This is a genomic window from Nitratireductor sp. L15S-10 (assembly GCF_045011005.1).
Classification (GTDB): Bacteria; Pseudomonadota; Alphaproteobacteria; order Rhizobiales; family Rhizobiaceae; genus Nitratireductor.
Genome location: NZ_CP120674.1, coordinates 353,078 through 368,046, shown reverse-complemented (window position 1 = coordinate 368,046; position 14,969 = coordinate 353,078). Strand labels below are relative to the sequence as shown.

Below are 14,969 nucleotides of genomic sequence, written 5' to 3'. Positions count from 1 at the left end.
TTGTATTTGAACGTGGCTATTCAAGGGCACGGACATTACATCTTCGTAACAAACGCGTGATAGAAAGCGGTAGGCCGCGTCCCATCGTGTCAGCACGCTTCTCCCAAAGGCGCTGAACACCCCCTTTTCCATGGACACGCTCCCCCCGCCGCGCTACCCGTACAGCCATGAAAAAAGGCGATCATCTCTTTCTCGTAGACGGCTCGGGATATATTTTCCGCGCCTATCACGCGCTGCCCCCGCTGACCCGTAAATCCGACGGCCTGCCTGTGGGCGCCGTGGCCGGCTTCTGCAATATGCTTTGGAAGCTTCTGCAGAATGCGCGCGACACGGATGTCGGCGTCACGCCGACCCATTTTGCAGTGATTTTCGACCATTCCTCGAAAACTTTCCGCAACGACCTTTACCCGGAATACAAGGCCAATCGCTCCGAACCGCCGGAAGATCTGGTTCCGCAATTCGGTCTGATCCGCGAAGCCACGCAGGCCTTCGATCTTCCCTGTATCGAGATGGCCGGTTTTGAGGCCGACGACCTGATTGCCACCTATGCCAGGCTTGCAAGCGAGGCCGGCGGCAAAACCACCATCATCTCCTCCGACAAGGACCTGATGCAGCTCGTCACCGACAGGGTCTCCATGTACGACCCGATGAAGGACCGCGAAATCCGGATTCCGGAGGTGATCGAGAAATGGGGCGTTCCGCCCGAGAAGATGATCGACCTTCAGGCGCTGACGGGCGATTCGGTGGACAACGTCCCCGGTGTCCCCGGCATCGGTCCGAAAACGGCTGCGCAACTGCTCGAAGAGTATGGCGATCTCGACACGCTGCTTTCTCGCGCAAATGAGATAAAACAGACGAAAAGACGCGAAAACCTGATCGAATTTGCCGAAAAGGCGCGCATTTCCCGCGAATTGGTGAAGCTAAGGATCGACGTCCCTGTCGAACACGGGATCGACACGTTCGAGCTTGCCCCACCCGACGGGCCGAAGCTGATTGGCTTCCTGAAAGCGATGGAGTTCTCCACACTCACCCGCCGCGTGGCCGAGGCCACCGGAGCGGAGGTGGCGGAGATCGAGGCAGCTCATGTGGAGGTTGAAGCGGGCGAGAACGCCCACGGGCCGGACCTCGACCCTTCTCCCGCCGAAAGCGGCGAGGACGCGGCAACGCCCGCGAAACTTGCAGCCAGTATCGCTGAAGCAGGTGCAGCCCAGACCTTCGACCATGCCGGCTACGAGTGCGTCCGCGATCTCGACAAGCTGAAACACTGGGTCGAGGAAGCCTGCGAAAGCGGAATCCTGGCATTCGACACCGAGACCACCTCGCTCGACCCGATGCAGGCGGAGCTGTGCGGCTTTTCGCTCGCCACGAAACCAGGTCGCGCCGCCTATATCCCGCTCAACCACAAGAGCGGCGACGGAGATCTGCTGGGTGGAGGGCTGATCGAAAACCAGATACCGCAGAAAGACGCGCTGGAAGCGATAAAGGCCATCATGGCCGATCCTGCCGTGCTCAAAATCGGCCAGAACCTGAAATATGACTGGCTGTTGATGTATCGGCTCGGTGTGGAAATCATCGGCGTGGACGATACCATGCTCATGTCCTATGTGCTCGATGCCGGAACGGGCAGCCACGGCACGGTGAGCCATGGAATGGATGCGCTTTCCGAACGCTGGCTCGGTCACACGCCTATTCCCTACAAGGAACTGACGGGAACGGGCCGCAAGCAGGTCACCTTCGACATGGTGGATCTGGAGCGCGCCACCGCCTATGCCGCCGAAGATGCGGATATCACGCTCCGCCTCTGGCAGGTGCTGAAACCGCGTCTTGCCGCCGAAGGACTTGTTTCCGTCTATGAGCGGCTAGAACGCCCCATGATCCCGGTGATCGGCCGCATGGAGCATCGCGGTGTTGCGGTTGACCGGCAAATTCTCTCACGGCTTTCCGGCGATTTCGCTCAAACGGCGGCAGGCATAGAGGACGAGATCTACCAACTGGCCGGAGAACGCTTCACCATCGGCTCGCCCAAACAGCTTGGCGAAATCCTGTTCGGCAAGATGGGCCTGCCAGGCGGCAGCAAGACGAAGACCGGCCAGTGGTCAACCTCGGCGCAGGTTCTCGAAGACCTTGCAGCCGCCGGTCATGAGCTCCCGCGCAAGATCGTCGACTGGCGCCAGGTGACCAAGCTCAAATCCACGTATACGGATGCACTGCCGGGCTATATCAACCCGGAAACCAGACGGGTGCACACCTCCTACGCGCTCGCATCCACAACGACCGGACGGCTTTCATCGTCCGAACCGAACCTGCAGAACATCCCGATCCGCACCGCCGAAGGCCGCAAGATCCGCACCGCCTTCGTGGCACCGGAGGGCACCAGGCTGATTTCGGCCGACTACAGCCAGATCGAGCTGCGCGTGCTTGCTCATGTGGCGGATATCCCCGAACTGAAGAAGGCTTTTGCCGAGGGGCTCGACATCCACGCCATGACGGCGTCGGAAATGTTCGATGTGCCGGTGGAAGGCATGCCGCCTGAGGTGCGCCGCCGCGCCAAGGCAATCAATTTCGGCATCATCTACGGCATCTCGGCCTTCGGCCTCGCCAATCAGCTTGGCATTCCACGCGAAGAGGCCAGCGCCTATATCAAACGCTATTTCGAGCGCTTCCCCGGTATCAGGGACTATATGGATTCAACAAAGGCCAAGGCCAGGGAATGCGGCTATGTCGAGACGATCTTCGGTCGCCGCGCGCATTATCCCGAAATCCGCTCATCCAACCCGCAATTGCGGGCCTTCAATGAGCGTGCGGCAATCAATGCACCGATCCAGGGCTCGGCAGCCGACATCATCCGCCGCGCCATGGCGCGCATGGAAGACGCTCTTGCTGATGCCGGCCTCGAAGACGTGCAGATGCTGCTTCAGGTCCATGACGAACTGATCTTCGAAGCACCGGAAAGCAAGGTGGAGAAGGCCATCCCCGTCATCTGCGAGGTGATGGAGAATGCAGCTTTGCCGGCACGCGCTCTCTCCGTTCCCCTGCAGGTGGAGGCGCGCGCAGCAAACAACTGGGACGAAGCGCACTGAGACCATGATATTTTCTGGACTCGATCTGACCGTCATCGCCTCGTTCGCCCTGGCATCGACATTGATCGAGCTCACTCCCGGTCCCAACATGGCCTATCTGGCGCTCATATCCGCGTCAGAGGGCCGCCGGGCAGGTTTTGCCACCGTCGCCGGCGTCGCGCTCGGGCTCGGCATCGTCGGTATCGTCGCGGCACTCGGTGTCGCACGGGTCATCCAGGCATCGATACTGCTCTATGAGGCTCTGCGCTGGTCCGGGATCCTTTTCCTGCTCTACCTTGCATGGGATGGCTGGCGGCAGGGCAGCGACGTGGTTTCGACAGGCGACAGACCGGACGAACAGCATTTTCTGCGCGGACTGGTAACCAATCTGCTCAATCCGAAAGCGGCCGTTTTTTACATCGCGGTGCTGCCCACTTTCGTCAATCCATCGTTGCCGCTTGCACCGCAGACCCTGGTTCTGACGCTGATCTATGTGGGCATTGCCACGCTGATCCACGGACTGATTGTCATTCTCGCCAGCCGGTTGCAGCCGTCTCTGACCAATCCGCGGCGGGAACGCATCGCACGGCGTACGCTTTCCGCGCTGCTGGCGCTCGTCGCTCTGTGGTTCGGCTGGACAACCGCTCGCTGAATGCGCAAAGACCCCGCTGCTGAAGCGGGGTCTGCCAATATCATTCAACCGGTTGGTGGTCTGGGTTCACCACAATTCGTAGCGCAGGCCAACCCTGATTTCATGCATGGATAGGCCGCTGTCGGACCCCTGGATGCCGGTTGCTCCGGCTCCGGCCGTGGCTGCATCCCAACCAAACATATCGCCGCCATCGATGTTGCGGTAGCGATAGCCCAGATCGACTTTCATATTGTTGGAGAAGTCGTAGGAAACGCCGGCCATCAGGGCATAGGTGAAACGCCAGTCCGACTCGCCGGAATGCGTCGCCGTACCGACCAGAGCCGGCGATGCACACCCGCCGCCCACACAGTAAGAGCTGTTGGACAGGTCGTCCCAGCGAAGATAGGTGTAGCCGACACCAGCACCGACATAGGGCGTGAAGCCGACAAAAGTGCCGAGATCGACATAGCCATTCAGAAGCATGGAATAGCCGGTTACCTCAGACGAATCTTCCGATCGACAGGTGGTACCGACTGGGCTTCCGGGGCAGGGAGATGCGCTCGAGGTCGAACCACTGAAGTCGGCTGAAAACCTGTCCAGCGTCACATCGGCACGAAGCCAGTCGGTAAAGGAATAACCGGCACCAATGCCGAAGGTGAAATCGTCGGACAGGGAAACGCTGTCAAATGACGCCGACCCGTAGCTGACGCCGTCAAACGTCCGGTAGGTGAAGGGGTCCTTCGCTTCCGTCTTAAGCGAATAGCCGATATCGCCGCGCAGATACCAACCGCTGCCAATCTCCACCGGCACCACGTCAGGCGCCTGGTCGATGATGATGGGTGGATCGTAATCAGCGGCGGTTGCCGTGCCGATTGAAATCAGCGTCAGGCATACCGAAGAAGCAAGCAAACGGGTGATGGTGCGCATAATCCGAACTCCGCAAAATGCGACGGATAAACGCTGCCCCCGCCGCTGTTGGAGATCATTGTTAACCATCCGGGTTAAGCCGAGGTTAAGGCTAATGCCGGGTTACCGCTCTTGTTCAGGACATCCGCTCAAACAAAAACCGCCCGGCTCGAGGCCGGGCGGTATCAGAAGTCAATTAGCTGATTTTATTTGTAAACCGGCGGCTCGAACGGCGGCGGGTCGTAGCTGACCACCTGCGGCCGTGCGCAGTTCGAGTTGCCGCCGAACTGATAACGCAGGCCGGCACGCGCCTCGTGCACGTTGAAGCCATCGTCAAAGCCCGGTGCAACCCCGGATGCATATTCAAACATGCGCCCGCCTGCGACGCGCGTGAAGCGATAACCCATGTCGAGATTGAGGTTTTCGGTGAGGCAGTAGGACGTACCGGCCATCAGCGAGTAGGCGAAACGCCAGTTGCTGGAGCCCTCATGCACTGTCGTGCTGCCACCGGATATCGAATTGGTCAGATCGTCCCACATGACGTAGGCGCCACCGATACCCGCACCCACATAGGGCGTGAAGCCGTAATAGGTGCCAAGGTCGACATAGGCATTGGCCATCAAAAGCCAGGCGCTGTATGCAGACGTGTCCGTGGAGACGCAGGGGCTGCCCCCGCATGTGCCGGAGGTGGAACCGGTGAAGTCGGACTTGAACCAGTAGTCCGCCGTCAGGTCGGTGCGCAGGTATCTGTTGATTTGATAACCGATACCGGCTCCAAGCGACATGGCGCCCTTAAGATCCGTTGTATCGAAGGAGGCTGTTCCGCCGCGAAGGCCGCCTGGCGCGTCTCCATAGGTGATGTATTCGGTGCCCCGCAGCTTCGACCAGTGATAGTCAATGTCGCCGCGAATATACCAGCCGCCAAACGAAGGAGCCGGATCCGGCTGAATCACGGGTGGCAAAGGCTCGGGAGCTTCGATGATCGGCGGCTCATAAAGATCCGCAGCATAGCCCGCGGTCGGAGCAATCAGCAGCAAGGCCGCCCCGAAGACCTTCATAGACTTCAACATAACATCCCATCCTTGGCGTTGCCGCGCCCCCCTGGGCACAGTGGCAAATTGCAACTCGACGGGAGTATTTGAGCAAAAAAGTTAAATACGCCTTAACCCTAAGCCTTAACCACGTTCACCATGCACGTTCTGCGTGAAATGACTGGCCCCGGATGAGGCAGCCGGTGTCTGGACAGGCGGAGAAAGATCCGGCGCTCGTGGAAAGCGCACGAATGACGAAAGCCGGCGCTGGGCACCGGCTTTTCTGCTGTCTCTGTTTTATCGCGTCAGGCCGCGTTCTTGGAATCGGCGATCGCATTGATAACGTCATCGACCACGCTTTCCACAAGCGCCGGATCGTCCGCCTCGGCCATCACACGAATGAGCGGCTCGGTGCCGGACGGCCGAATGACAAGCCTCCCCTTGCCACCCAACCGGGCTTCGGCCTCGGCGATGGCCGACTTGACCGGCGCCGATTCGAGTGGCTTCCCGCCGGAGATGCGCACATTCTTCAAGAGCTGCGGAACCGGCTCGAATTTCTTGCAGACTTCGCTCGCCGGGCGGTTCTCGCGCTTGATGCAGGCTAGAACCTGCAGCGCCGCCACCAGCCCGTCTCCCGTGGTGGAAAAATCCGAGAGGACCACATGACCTGACTGCTCTCCACCGACATTCAGCCCGTTGGCACGCATGCGTTCGACCACATAGCGGTCGCCAACCTTCACGCGGTGCAGATCGAGCTTCAGGTCCCCCATGAAGCGCTCAAGCCCAAGATTGGACATGACAGTCGCGACAACGCCACCGCCCTGCAGCTTTCCGGCCTTGTGCCAGGACTGAGCGATGAGCGCCATGATCTGATCGCCATCGATCACCGTGCCGTTCTCATCGACGATCACAACGCGGTCCGCATCTCCGTCGAGCGCGATACCGATATCGGCCCGAACTTCATGAACCTTCTTTGCAAGCCCGAGCGGATGCGTGGAGCCACAATCCTCGTTGATGTTGACGCCGTTCGGCTCGACATTGATGGCCACCACCTCGGCGCCGAGTTCCCAAAGCACGGCGGGAGCAACCTTATAGGCCGCACCATTGGCGCAATCGACCACGATGCGCAGCCCCGAGAGGGACATGGAGCGTGGCAGGGTACGCTTTGCGAACTCGATATAGCGATCATGAACACCGTCGACACGCTTGGCACGGCCAAGCCCGCCATTGTCAGCAAGCGCCAGCTCGACCTCCTTGTCGAGCATCGCCTCGATACGGCCCTCGATCTTGTCCGAGAGTTTGTAGCCGTCCGGTCCGAAAAGTTTGATGCCGTTGTCGTAATAGGGATTGTGCGAGGCCGAGATCATCACGCCGATATCGGCGCGCAGCGAACGCACCAGCATGGCTACAGCAGGCGTGGGTATTGGTCCCAACAGAAACACATCCATACCGGCAGCGCAGAACCCGGACACGAGAGCGTTCTCGATCATATAGCCGGAAAGCCGCGTATCCTTGCCGAGCACCACGCGGTGTCGATGGCTCCCGTTCTGAAATGAAAGGCCCGCAGCCATGCCGACCTTCATCGCGATCTCACCCGTCATCGGGAAGCGGTTCGCACGTCCGCGAATCCCGTCGGTACCAAAGTATTTTTTTGTCATTTTTCCCTTGCTGCCCGTCTGGCGCACTTTGTCTGGTTTTTTCGTCAAAGCGGCATCCCCACACTCACTCTTTGCCACAAGAGCAGCACTCGTTTGCATCAAATTCTGTGAGGCAGTGTAACGCTTTTCGACTAAACGTCTGCTTGCGAATTATACTTAAGGGCAAATTAACAGGCCGGTCCGTTTCATGGCCTGACCATTTGCCGGTGCCGTGCGGACGGCGCAAGAAAAAAGCCGTGAAACAACGTTCACGGCTTTTCTATAATGGTTGTCGAGCGAAGAGTAGCCTCAGCCCTGCGGCTGCGGTTCCATACCACCTTCAGGCTCATCGCCCCCCTTTTTCTGCCCCTGGGAGCGTGTGCCTGTCTTTGGCACAGCCGATCCGCGGGAGGGAGGCGTGTCATCACCAGCATCGCGGGACGGCTTTTCACCCCGAAGCAGTGCCTGGATCTCATCACCCGAAAGGGTCTCATATTCGAGCAGACCTTCGGCAATCGCGATCCAGCCCTTCTTTTTCTTCGTCAGGATATCGCGGGCGGTTGTATAGGCTTCATCAATCAGACGGCGCACTTCGCTGTCGATCTTCTGTTGTGTTTCCTGCGACATGTTCTGCTGGCGCGCGACCGAGTGGCCAAGGAACACTTCTTCCTGGTTCTCGCCATAGGCCACCTGGCCCAGTTCGTCGGAGAAGCCCCACTGGGTGACCATTGCACGGGCAAGCTTGGTGGCCTGCTCGATGTCGGAGGAAGCACCTGAGGTGATATTCTCCTTGCCGAATTTGAGTTCCTCGGCCACGCGGCCACCCATCATGATGGCCAGACGCGAGATCATCCACTTGTAGCTCATCGAATAGCGATCGCCTTCGGGAAGCTGCATGACCATGCCCAGTGCGCGGCCACGCGGAATGATCGTCGCCTTGTGGACGGGATCAGCCTTCGGCACGTTGAGTGCGACGATGGCGTGACCGGCCTCGTGATAGGCGGTCAATTCCTTTTCTTCCTGGGTCATGGCGTGCGAGCGGCGCTCGGCACCCATCATGACCTTGTCCTTGGCGTCTTCGAACTCCTGCATGGTGACGAGGCGCTTGTTGCGCCGGGCGGCCATGAGAGCAGCCTCATTGACGAGATTCGCAAGATCAGCGCCCGAGAAGCCAGGTGTGCCACGCGCGACAATCTTGAGGTCGACATTCGGTGCAAGCGGCACATTGCGCACATGCACTTTCAGGATTTTCTCTCGGCCGGCGACATCCGGGTTCGGCACCACGACCTGCCGGTCGAAGCGGCCAGGACGCAGAAGCGCCGGATCGAGCACGTCGGGGCGGTTGGTGGCGGCAATCAGGATGATGCCTTCATTGGCTTCGAACCCGTCCATCTCGACGAGAAGCTGGTTCAGCGTCTGCTCGCGTTCGTCGTTACCGCCGCCAAGACCGGCACCGCGATGTCGGCCGACCGCGTCGATTTCGTCGATGAAGATGATGCAGGGTGCATTCTTCTTGGCCTGTTCGAACATGTCGCGCACGCGGGACGCACCGACACCGACGAACATTTCCACGAAATCCGAGCCGGAAATGGTGAAGAAGGGCACATTCGCCTCACCCGCCACCGAGCGGGCAAGAAGCGTCTTGCCTGTTCCGGGAGGACCAACGAGCAGCACACCGCGCGGAATCTTGCCGCCCAGACGCTGGAACTTTTGCGGATCGCGCAGGAACTCGACAATTTCCTCGAGGTCTTCCTTGGCTTCATCGACACCGGCCACATCCTGGAAGGTGACGCGGCCATGCGCTTCGGTAAGAAGTTTCGCCTTGGATTTGCCGAAACCCATGGCCCGGCCCGAGCCCGACTGCATCTGACGCATGAAGAAAATCCACACGCCCAGGATCAGGATCATCGGCAACCAGGACACGAGATAGCCAAGGAAGGAATTGGAACCGTCGCTCTCGGGACGGGCATTGATCGTGACACCGCGCTCTTCAAGACGCTGCACAAGCGAGGGATCGCCCGGCGAATAGGTCTGGAAGGGCGTACGATTGCCCGTGTAGGTGCCGGTAATGCGATCACCGGTAATCGTCACCGATTCAATGCTTCCCGAGGAAAGCTCTTCCAGAAACTGCGAATACGCAATATCGCGCGTCGCGCCGCGCTGCTGGGGAGCCTGGAACAGGTTGAAGAGCGCAATCAGCAGGACGGCGATAATCGCCCAGAGCGCAAAGTTTCTGTAATTCGGATTCATATAAGTCCCGCATACTCGCCGTAGCCCGGCGATCGTCCGTTTTTCATGGTCTGAATTAACATAGGGAGCCGGCGCATTCTTGCCAAGCCGGAGCACCACACCAGCTCACCTTTAGGTTAAGCTTCGTCTTTGAATGTGGTGCGCTCAAGGCAGCGTCAGAACAGTTTTCCCGCCCAACAGACGGATAAGGGCCTGTGCCACTTCGATGTCGAAGGAGGGAAGCAGTTTCGCCCAGGGGGCAGGCACACCGACCTTGATCCCCGCGTCCGCTCCAGGGGCCGCGCCGACGCAAACATCGCCGCGCCACAGGGCCGGCTCGGCAAATTGCGCTGCAAAATGAAGATCCTGCGGCAGGATGGAGCCCGCCTTTGGCAGATGATCGCCTGCTACAGCGCCAAAAGGGGCGACGTGCAGACCGTCGCCGCCGGTGAGCCGGTAGCGTCCATCCCAGAGCATTCCCGCCACAATACGTGTTCTTGCGGGCAGGTTGCGCCGTTCACGGTAAAGATAGATGCCACTCGAACGGCGATCGATCACGGACCGCGACAATGTGGCGCAAACCCTGTCACGCAGCCCGGCAAGCACACGCAGCGATGGCTCCTCCGCCGGCAGATGGAGAGCGCCTCCCACCATCGCTGCCAGGACCCGCAGGGCATAGAGCGCCGACGCATCGTCAGCTTCATCGACAAGGATCGGATCAATGCGGTAGAGCCCTGGCGCAATCCGGCGCGCATGATCGTCGATTAGACGCGCCGCGCGCATTCCAAGCGCGCGACGCTCGGCAGCGACAGCATTGGCCTCCGCAGCCCGTCGTCTCACGAGTTGAGGAGTAAGCGATCGCCGCACACGCACGCGCTCATAGTTCACGTCGTCATTGGTTGGATCGTCGATCCAGCGAACGTTCCGTGTCGCCAGATAATCGCGCAACTCGGCTCGCCCGCAGGCAAGCAAAGGTCGCACGAACCAGATCCCGCTTTCGTGAAGTGAAGCCGGGGCGATGCCGGCGCCACCACGTCCTGTGCCGCGCGCAGCTCTCATGGATACCGTCTCGGCCTGATCGTCCCGTGTGTGACCGGTGAATATAAGCCCTGCGCCGATTGTCTGCGCCGCCTGTGCAAGAAGCTCCAGCCGTGCCGAACGCGCCGCGACCGAGAGGCCCGTCGCCGGCTTTTCGCCGCGCCAGACCATCGTGCGGTGTGCGATACCGCGGTGCTCGCAAAGCGCCGCGACAAAGCGCGCCTCTTCTGCAGCTTCCGCCCTGAGCGCGTGATCGACCGTCACGGCTGTAAGGGTCGGAGCATCTGCCTGTAAATCGAGGAATTCCTGAAGAAGAAGAAGAAGGGCGAGGGAATCGCCACCGCCGGAGACCGCTGCAACCACACCATCGTGCCGGGAGAATGCGATACCGTCGAAAAGCTGTCGCGGATCTGGCTGCATCACCGGGTTCAGCAACCCGCGAGCGCCTGTTCCTGCTTCACGCGCTCGCGCAGCGCTGTGGAGATATCAGGGTATTTCTGGCCGATTTCGTTATAGGTGACACAGGCCACGTCGCGCTGGTTCATCGCAGCAAGCGAGATGCCGAGCTTGAGAAGCATGTCGGGCGCCTTGTCGGCATTCGGGTATTCACGGCTCGCGCGCAGAAAAATCTCGGCTGCATCGCGATAGCGGTCCTGGCCGAGAAGCGACTCCCCGAGCCAGAAATGCGCGTCCGGTGTGCGGGCATCGCCTGGAAAGCGATCAATATGCTGCCGGAACCCGGCTTCTGCGGTCTTGTAGTCCCCCGAAAGGATGAACTCGTAGGAATTTCTGTAAAGCTCCTCCGGGTCATCGGCGGAGGGGAGCGAGGCCATCTGTTCACCCTGTCCGATCGGACCAATCTCACCCGAGCGGGTGAGATCGATGGGTTCGCCGACTTCACCGCCGACAATATTGCCGTTCGCATCGAAACGAACGCTCCCAAGTGTGCGCGGTGGTTCGCCCACGGTCGGCGCGTCCCGTGACGCACTTTGGGATCCGCCTTCCAGATTTCCCTCCGGGTTGCCCGAAGGCGGCAAACGTTCGGTGCGCTGATCGGGAAGCTCCCCTGCGGGTGCGGCTCCCGATCCGCCGTTCTTTTCGAGCTCCTGGAAGCGGAACTCATTGTCTTCCTGCATGCGGCGCAATTGATCCTGCATCTGCAGAATCTGGAAGTTCAATTCTTCCACACGCCCGTTAAGTTCGCGGACCTGCTCTTCCAGGCCGCTGACCCGCGGATCGCCCGCCTGGACAAGAACGACATTTCCACCATTTTGTTTGGCAAAGCCGGTTGATGGCGCTGCCGCTGGGCTGAGCGCAAAAGCGTGCCCCGCCATGAGAAACGGCAACGCGAGGACGCCGCCGAGAACTGTTCGCAAAAACATTCCACTCTCGCTTTCGCAATAGACAACAGGGCTGTTCTTCGCCCCATTTGCTCTTTATCAGGGCGCGAGACTTCGGCCAAATTTTGAATTTTGGCATCTGACGCCGAACGCAAAGGCGCATTTCACTCTCGAAAGCGGTCACATAAACCGCTATATGGCGCCTCAAAGGACTAGGAATGGCACGCATCTATCAGACACGGGCCTGGGAAAACCAGCTTTCGCCTTCGCTTCAGGAAATGGAGCTGTTAGCGCTTGAGGCCTATGCGAACTTCCCTGAGGAGTTTCGTCAACTTACCGGCGAAATCATCATTCAGGTGGCGGAGTTTCCCACTGAGGAGATCATGGACGATCTCGCCCTGGAGACGCCTTTCGACCTGCTCGGCCTTTTTGAAGGTCGCGGCATCGCCGAACGCTGGAACCCGGCGACGGGCGAGGGCCCCAATCGCATAACCCTGTACAGACGCGCCATTCTCGATTACTGGGCCGAGAATGAGGAGACGCTGGGTGACATCATCAACCACGTTCTCATTCATGAAGTCGGCCACCATTTTGGCCTGACGGACGACGATATGGCGCGGATTGAAGAGGCAGTGGCCTGAGCTCAATACTCCCCGAGTTTCATCCCGGCCGTGTATTCCAGTCCCTCGACCTCCTTGTAAACCGCCTGCCCGCACCGCATGGATTTGGTCTCGGCATCATAGGCGTAGCTGGGTGAGCCATGCAGTAGCCAGCCCTTGTTGAGCGCCGCCGTAACCTTGTGACAGAAACTTGCATCGTCCGGGCCGGTCAAAAAGCGATAGAGCCTCATCGGGCCGTCTCCCCACTCTCTTTCAGCCTGATGGCGCCAGCGCGCTCAAGCAGTGTCTGCGCCATTTCCAGATGCAGGCGTTCCACCATGCGCCCATTTAGGGAAATCACGCCGCGTCCGGTGTTTTCAGGGTCTGCGAATGCAGACACGATCGCTTCGGCCTCGGCAATGGCTTCAGGCGAGGGTGCAAAGACCGCATTGGCCTTTGCGATCTGTGCCGGGTGGATAAGCGTCTTGCCATCAAAGCCCATGGAACGGGCTTCCGTGCAACTACTCTCGAATGCATCGAGATCGCGAAAATCATTGGTCACGCCATCGAGCACCGAAATTCCTCCGGCGCGCGCCGCCATGACGAGCTGAAACAGGAATGGGGCCAGATAGCGCCGATTTTCGGTCAGGGCGAACCCGGCTTCCCTGGCCAGGTCATTCGTTCCGGCGACGAGACAGGAGAGACGCGCGGCCGGGTCACGTCCGAGTGCCGCTATCGGCCCCAGATTGAGCACGGCGCGCGGCGTCTCGATCATGGCCCACAGTTTGAGGCTGCGCGGCGCGTCGGTTTCATCGAGGGCGGCATCCGCGTCGAGGATGTCACGGGGGCCATTCACCTTGGGCAGGAGAATGGCATCGGGCTTAACCGCCCGGGCAGCGAGAAGATCCTCCGTCCCCCAGATACTCTCCAGCGCATTGATGCGCACCACAACCTCGCAGTGCGGGCGATCTCCACCGTTCAGGAAGTCTCGCAATCGCTCTCGCGCATCGAGTTTTTCGTCTGGCCCGACGGCGTCTTCCAGATCGTAGATCACCGCGTCGCAGCCGAGCGTTGCACTTTTTGCCAGCGCCTTTTCATTGCTGGCGGGCACGTAGAGAACGGATCGGCGAAGCTGTGCTGGATGATGCTGCATATCCGTTTCATGGCCCAGTACTGCATTCGAAGCAAGACAGGACAATTGGCCAAGGGAAAACTTCCTTGCACAATCCGAACGGAAGAAAGATTTCCATTCTGCGCAGCAAGATGGCAAGGCCGACCGGCCGCCGGCGCCTGTGCGCCGAAAGCCAGGGGCGCGTATGCGCCCGCCCGGCGCTTGAGGGACAAAAACAAGAGAGCTTTGCTTTGCGGAACCGGCTTGTGTATGGAGAGGCGGCAGATATGATGGCCGCGCAGACAACGGACCAGGATTCATGGACAAGTTTATCAAGCTGACGGGCGTTGCCGCGCCCATGCCGATCGTAAATGTCGACACCGACATGATCATCCCCAAGGATTATCTCAAGACGATCAAGCGCACCGGCCTCGGCGCCGGGCTTTTCGCCGAAATGCGTTTCAACGAGGACGGTTCCGAGAACCCCGACTTCGTGCTCAACAAGCCTGCTTACCGCAATGCCAGCATTCTCGTTGCCGGCGACAATTTCGGCTGCGGCTCGAGCCGCGAACATGCGCCATGGGCGCTGCTCGACTTCGGCATTCGCTGTGTCATTTCCACCAGCTTCGCCGATATTTTCTACAACAACTGCTTCAAGAACGGCATCCTGCCCATCAGGGTCAGCCAGGAAGAGCTGGACATGCTGATGGACGACGCGCAGCGTGGTTCGAATGCGACGCTCACGGTCGATCTGGAAGAGCAGGAAATCCGTGGCCCGGATGGCGGCGTGGTGAAGTTCGAGATCGACGCCTTCAAGCGGCACTGCCTCCTGAACGGCCTCGATGATATCGGCCTCACCATGGAGAAGGCCCCGGCCATCGAGACCTTCGAGAACAAATACACGGAAAGCCATCCGTGGGCATGAACCCGCAGGATAGAGGCGGCCAGCGTCGTCTCATCTCCACGGGGTCTCCCTTTGAGAAGACCGCAGGTTACAGCCGCGCGGTGGTTGATGGAGACTGGTGTTTCGTATCGGGCACCACGGGGTATGACTATGCTACCATGGCCATACCCGACAGTGTGGAAGAGCAGACCCGCAACTGCCTTTCCACCATCAGCGCCGCGCTGACCGAGGGCGGCTTCGAGCTCGCCGACGTGGTGCGTGCAAATTACTACGTGACCGACCGCGCGTTCGTTTCCCGCGTCTTCCCCATTCTTGGCGAAGCTTTCGGTAGCATTCGGCCTGCTGCCACGATGATTATCTGCCAGCTCAACGAGCCGGAGATGAAGATTGAGATCGAAGTGACTGCACTCAAACGCAACCGTACCGCTTCGTACGCCAGCAGCCTTGCGCAATCCGTCGCGGCGGATTAGCAAGTCCCTCGAAT

13 protein-coding genes are annotated in these 14,969 nt (G+C 59.7%); 5 read left to right on the top strand and 8 right to left on the bottom strand.

The genetic code is table 11. The annotated features are described in order from the left end of the window. The first annotated feature begins 167 nt into the window (after positions 1-167). Together polA and P2W41_RS01760 are read left to right on the top strand one after the other, a co-directional pair. The gene (polA, locus tag P2W41_RS01765) at positions 168-3,080 is read left to right on the top strand and encodes a DNA polymerase I (RefSeq protein WP_404934136.1); all 2,913 of its coding nucleotides are present in this window, start codon (positions 168-170) and stop codon (positions 3,078-3,080) included. A gap of 4 nt (positions 3,081-3,084) precedes the next feature. Beyond that, on the top strand, positions 3,085-3,711 hold the full coding sequence (locus tag P2W41_RS01760; protein WP_404934135.1) for a LysE family translocator: 627 nt from the start codon (positions 3,085-3,087) through the stop codon (positions 3,709-3,711). A 66-nt stretch (positions 3,712-3,777) separates the two neighbouring features. Here P2W41_RS01760 and P2W41_RS01755 read toward each other — a convergent pair whose 3' ends face one another. The 6 genes from P2W41_RS01755 to ybgF form a co-directional block, all read right to left on the bottom strand. Continuing rightward, entirely contained in the window at positions 3,778-4,617 is an 840-nt protein-coding gene (locus P2W41_RS01755; RefSeq protein ID WP_404934134.1) for an outer membrane protein, read from the bottom strand. A gap of 185 nt (positions 4,618-4,802) precedes the next feature. Beyond that, the gene (locus P2W41_RS01750) at positions 4,803-5,666 is read right to left on the bottom strand and encodes an outer membrane protein (protein ID WP_404934133.1); all 864 of its coding nucleotides are present in this window, start codon (positions 5,664-5,666) and stop codon (positions 4,803-4,805) included. Positions 5,667-5,932: 266 nt separating this feature from the next. Next, positions 5,933-7,285, bottom strand: a complete 1,353-nt coding sequence (gene glmM, locus P2W41_RS01745) for a phosphoglucosamine mutase (protein ID WP_223022176.1) — start codon at positions 7,283-7,285, stop codon at positions 5,933-5,935. 288 nt (positions 7,286-7,573) lie between these two features. Continuing rightward, positions 7,574-9,514 (bottom strand): ATP-dependent zinc metalloprotease FtsH, encoded by a 1,941-nt coding sequence (gene ftsH, locus P2W41_RS01740; protein WP_292898225.1) that lies wholly within the window; start codon positions 9,512-9,514, stop codon positions 7,574-7,576. A 144-nt stretch (positions 9,515-9,658) separates the two neighbouring features. Beyond that, the gene (gene tilS / locus P2W41_RS01735) at positions 9,659-10,951 is read right to left on the bottom strand and encodes a tRNA lysidine(34) synthetase TilS (protein WP_404934132.1); all 1,293 of its coding nucleotides are present in this window, start codon (positions 10,949-10,951) and stop codon (positions 9,659-9,661) included. A gap of 8 nt (positions 10,952-10,959) precedes the next feature. Then, positions 10,960-11,913: a tol-pal system protein YbgF gene (gene ybgF / locus P2W41_RS01730; protein ID WP_404934131.1), complete on the bottom strand. Its 954-nt coding sequence runs from the start codon at positions 11,911-11,913 to the stop codon at positions 10,960-10,962. 176 nt (positions 11,914-12,089) lie between these two features. Here ybgF and P2W41_RS01725 point away from each other — a divergent pair, with 176 nt between their 5' ends. Beyond that, positions 12,090-12,512: a metallopeptidase family protein gene (locus P2W41_RS01725; RefSeq protein ID WP_229449475.1), complete on the top strand. Its 423-nt coding sequence runs from the start codon at positions 12,090-12,092 to the stop codon at positions 12,510-12,512. Between the two features lie 2 nt (positions 12,513-12,514). Here P2W41_RS01725 and P2W41_RS01720 read toward each other — a convergent pair whose 3' ends face one another. Together P2W41_RS01720 and P2W41_RS01715 are read right to left on the bottom strand one after the other, a co-directional pair. Further along, entirely contained in the window at positions 12,515-12,721 is a 207-nt protein-coding gene (locus P2W41_RS01720) for a DUF1737 domain-containing protein (protein WP_292898228.1), read from the bottom strand. Beyond that, a complete protein-coding gene (locus tag P2W41_RS01715) occupies positions 12,718-13,623 on the bottom strand; it encodes a CoA ester lyase (protein ID WP_292898229.1) in 906 nt (301 codons plus the stop codon). Before P2W41_RS01715 ends, P2W41_RS01720 begins: the two co-directional genes overlap by 4 nt. A 277-nt stretch (positions 13,624-13,900) precedes the next feature. Here P2W41_RS01715 and leuD point away from each other — a divergent pair, with 277 nt between their 5' ends. Both leuD and P2W41_RS01705 read left to right on the top strand, forming a co-directional pair. Further along, positions 13,901-14,506 carry a 3-isopropylmalate dehydratase small subunit gene (leuD, locus tag P2W41_RS01710; protein WP_404934130.1) on the top strand — a complete coding sequence of 202 codons (606 nt, stop codon included), beginning with the start codon at positions 13,901-13,903 and terminating at the stop codon, positions 14,504-14,506. Further along, complete coding sequence (locus P2W41_RS01705) at positions 14,503-14,955, top strand: RidA family protein (RefSeq protein ID WP_404934129.1); 453 nt, start codon at positions 14,503-14,505, stop codon at positions 14,953-14,955. Before leuD ends, P2W41_RS01705 begins: the two co-directional genes overlap by 4 nt. Positions 14,956-14,969 lie beyond the last annotated feature (14 nt).

What these genes read in the sequence shown, in the direction of transcription:
- polA (WP_404934136.1), top strand. Translation starts at nt 168, where the DNA reads ATGAAAAAAGGCGATCATCTCTTTCTCGTAGACGGCTCGGGATATATT.
- P2W41_RS01760 (WP_404934135.1), top strand. Translation starts at nt 3,085, where the DNA reads ATGATATTTTCTGGACTCGATCTGACCGTCATCGCCTCGTTCGCCCTG.
- P2W41_RS01755 (WP_404934134.1), bottom strand. Translation starts at nt 4,617, where the DNA reads ATGCGCACCATCACCCGTTTGCTTGCTTCTTCGGTATGCCTGACGCTG.
- P2W41_RS01750 (WP_404934133.1), bottom strand. Translation starts at nt 5,666, where the DNA reads ATGTTGAAGTCTATGAAGGTCTTCGGGGCGGCCTTGCTGCTGATTGCT.
- glmM (WP_223022176.1), bottom strand. Translation starts at nt 7,285, where the DNA reads ATGACAAAAAAATACTTTGGTACCGACGGGATTCGCGGACGTGCGAAC.
- ftsH (WP_292898225.1), bottom strand. Translation starts at nt 9,514, where the DNA reads ATGAATCCGAATTACAGAAACTTTGCGCTCTGGGCGATTATCGCCGTC.
- tilS (WP_404934132.1), bottom strand. Translation starts at nt 10,951, where the DNA reads ATGCAGCCAGATCCGCGACAGCTTTTCGACGGTATCGCATTCTCCCGG.
- ybgF (WP_404934131.1), bottom strand. Translation starts at nt 11,913, where the DNA reads ATGTTTTTGCGAACAGTTCTCGGCGGCGTCCTCGCGTTGCCGTTTCTC.
- P2W41_RS01725 (WP_229449475.1), top strand. Translation starts at nt 12,090, where the DNA reads ATGGCACGCATCTATCAGACACGGGCCTGGGAAAACCAGCTTTCGCCT.
- P2W41_RS01720 (WP_292898228.1), bottom strand. Translation starts at nt 12,721, where the DNA reads ATGAGGCTCTATCGCTTTTTGACCGGCCCGGACGATGCAAGTTTCTGT.
- P2W41_RS01715 (WP_292898229.1), bottom strand. Translation starts at nt 13,623, where the DNA reads ATGCAGCATCATCCAGCACAGCTTCGCCGATCCGTTCTCTACGTGCCC.
- leuD (WP_404934130.1), top strand. Translation starts at nt 13,901, where the DNA reads ATGGACAAGTTTATCAAGCTGACGGGCGTTGCCGCGCCCATGCCGATC.
- P2W41_RS01705 (WP_404934129.1), top strand. Translation starts at nt 14,503, where the DNA reads ATGAACCCGCAGGATAGAGGCGGCCAGCGTCGTCTCATCTCCACGGGG.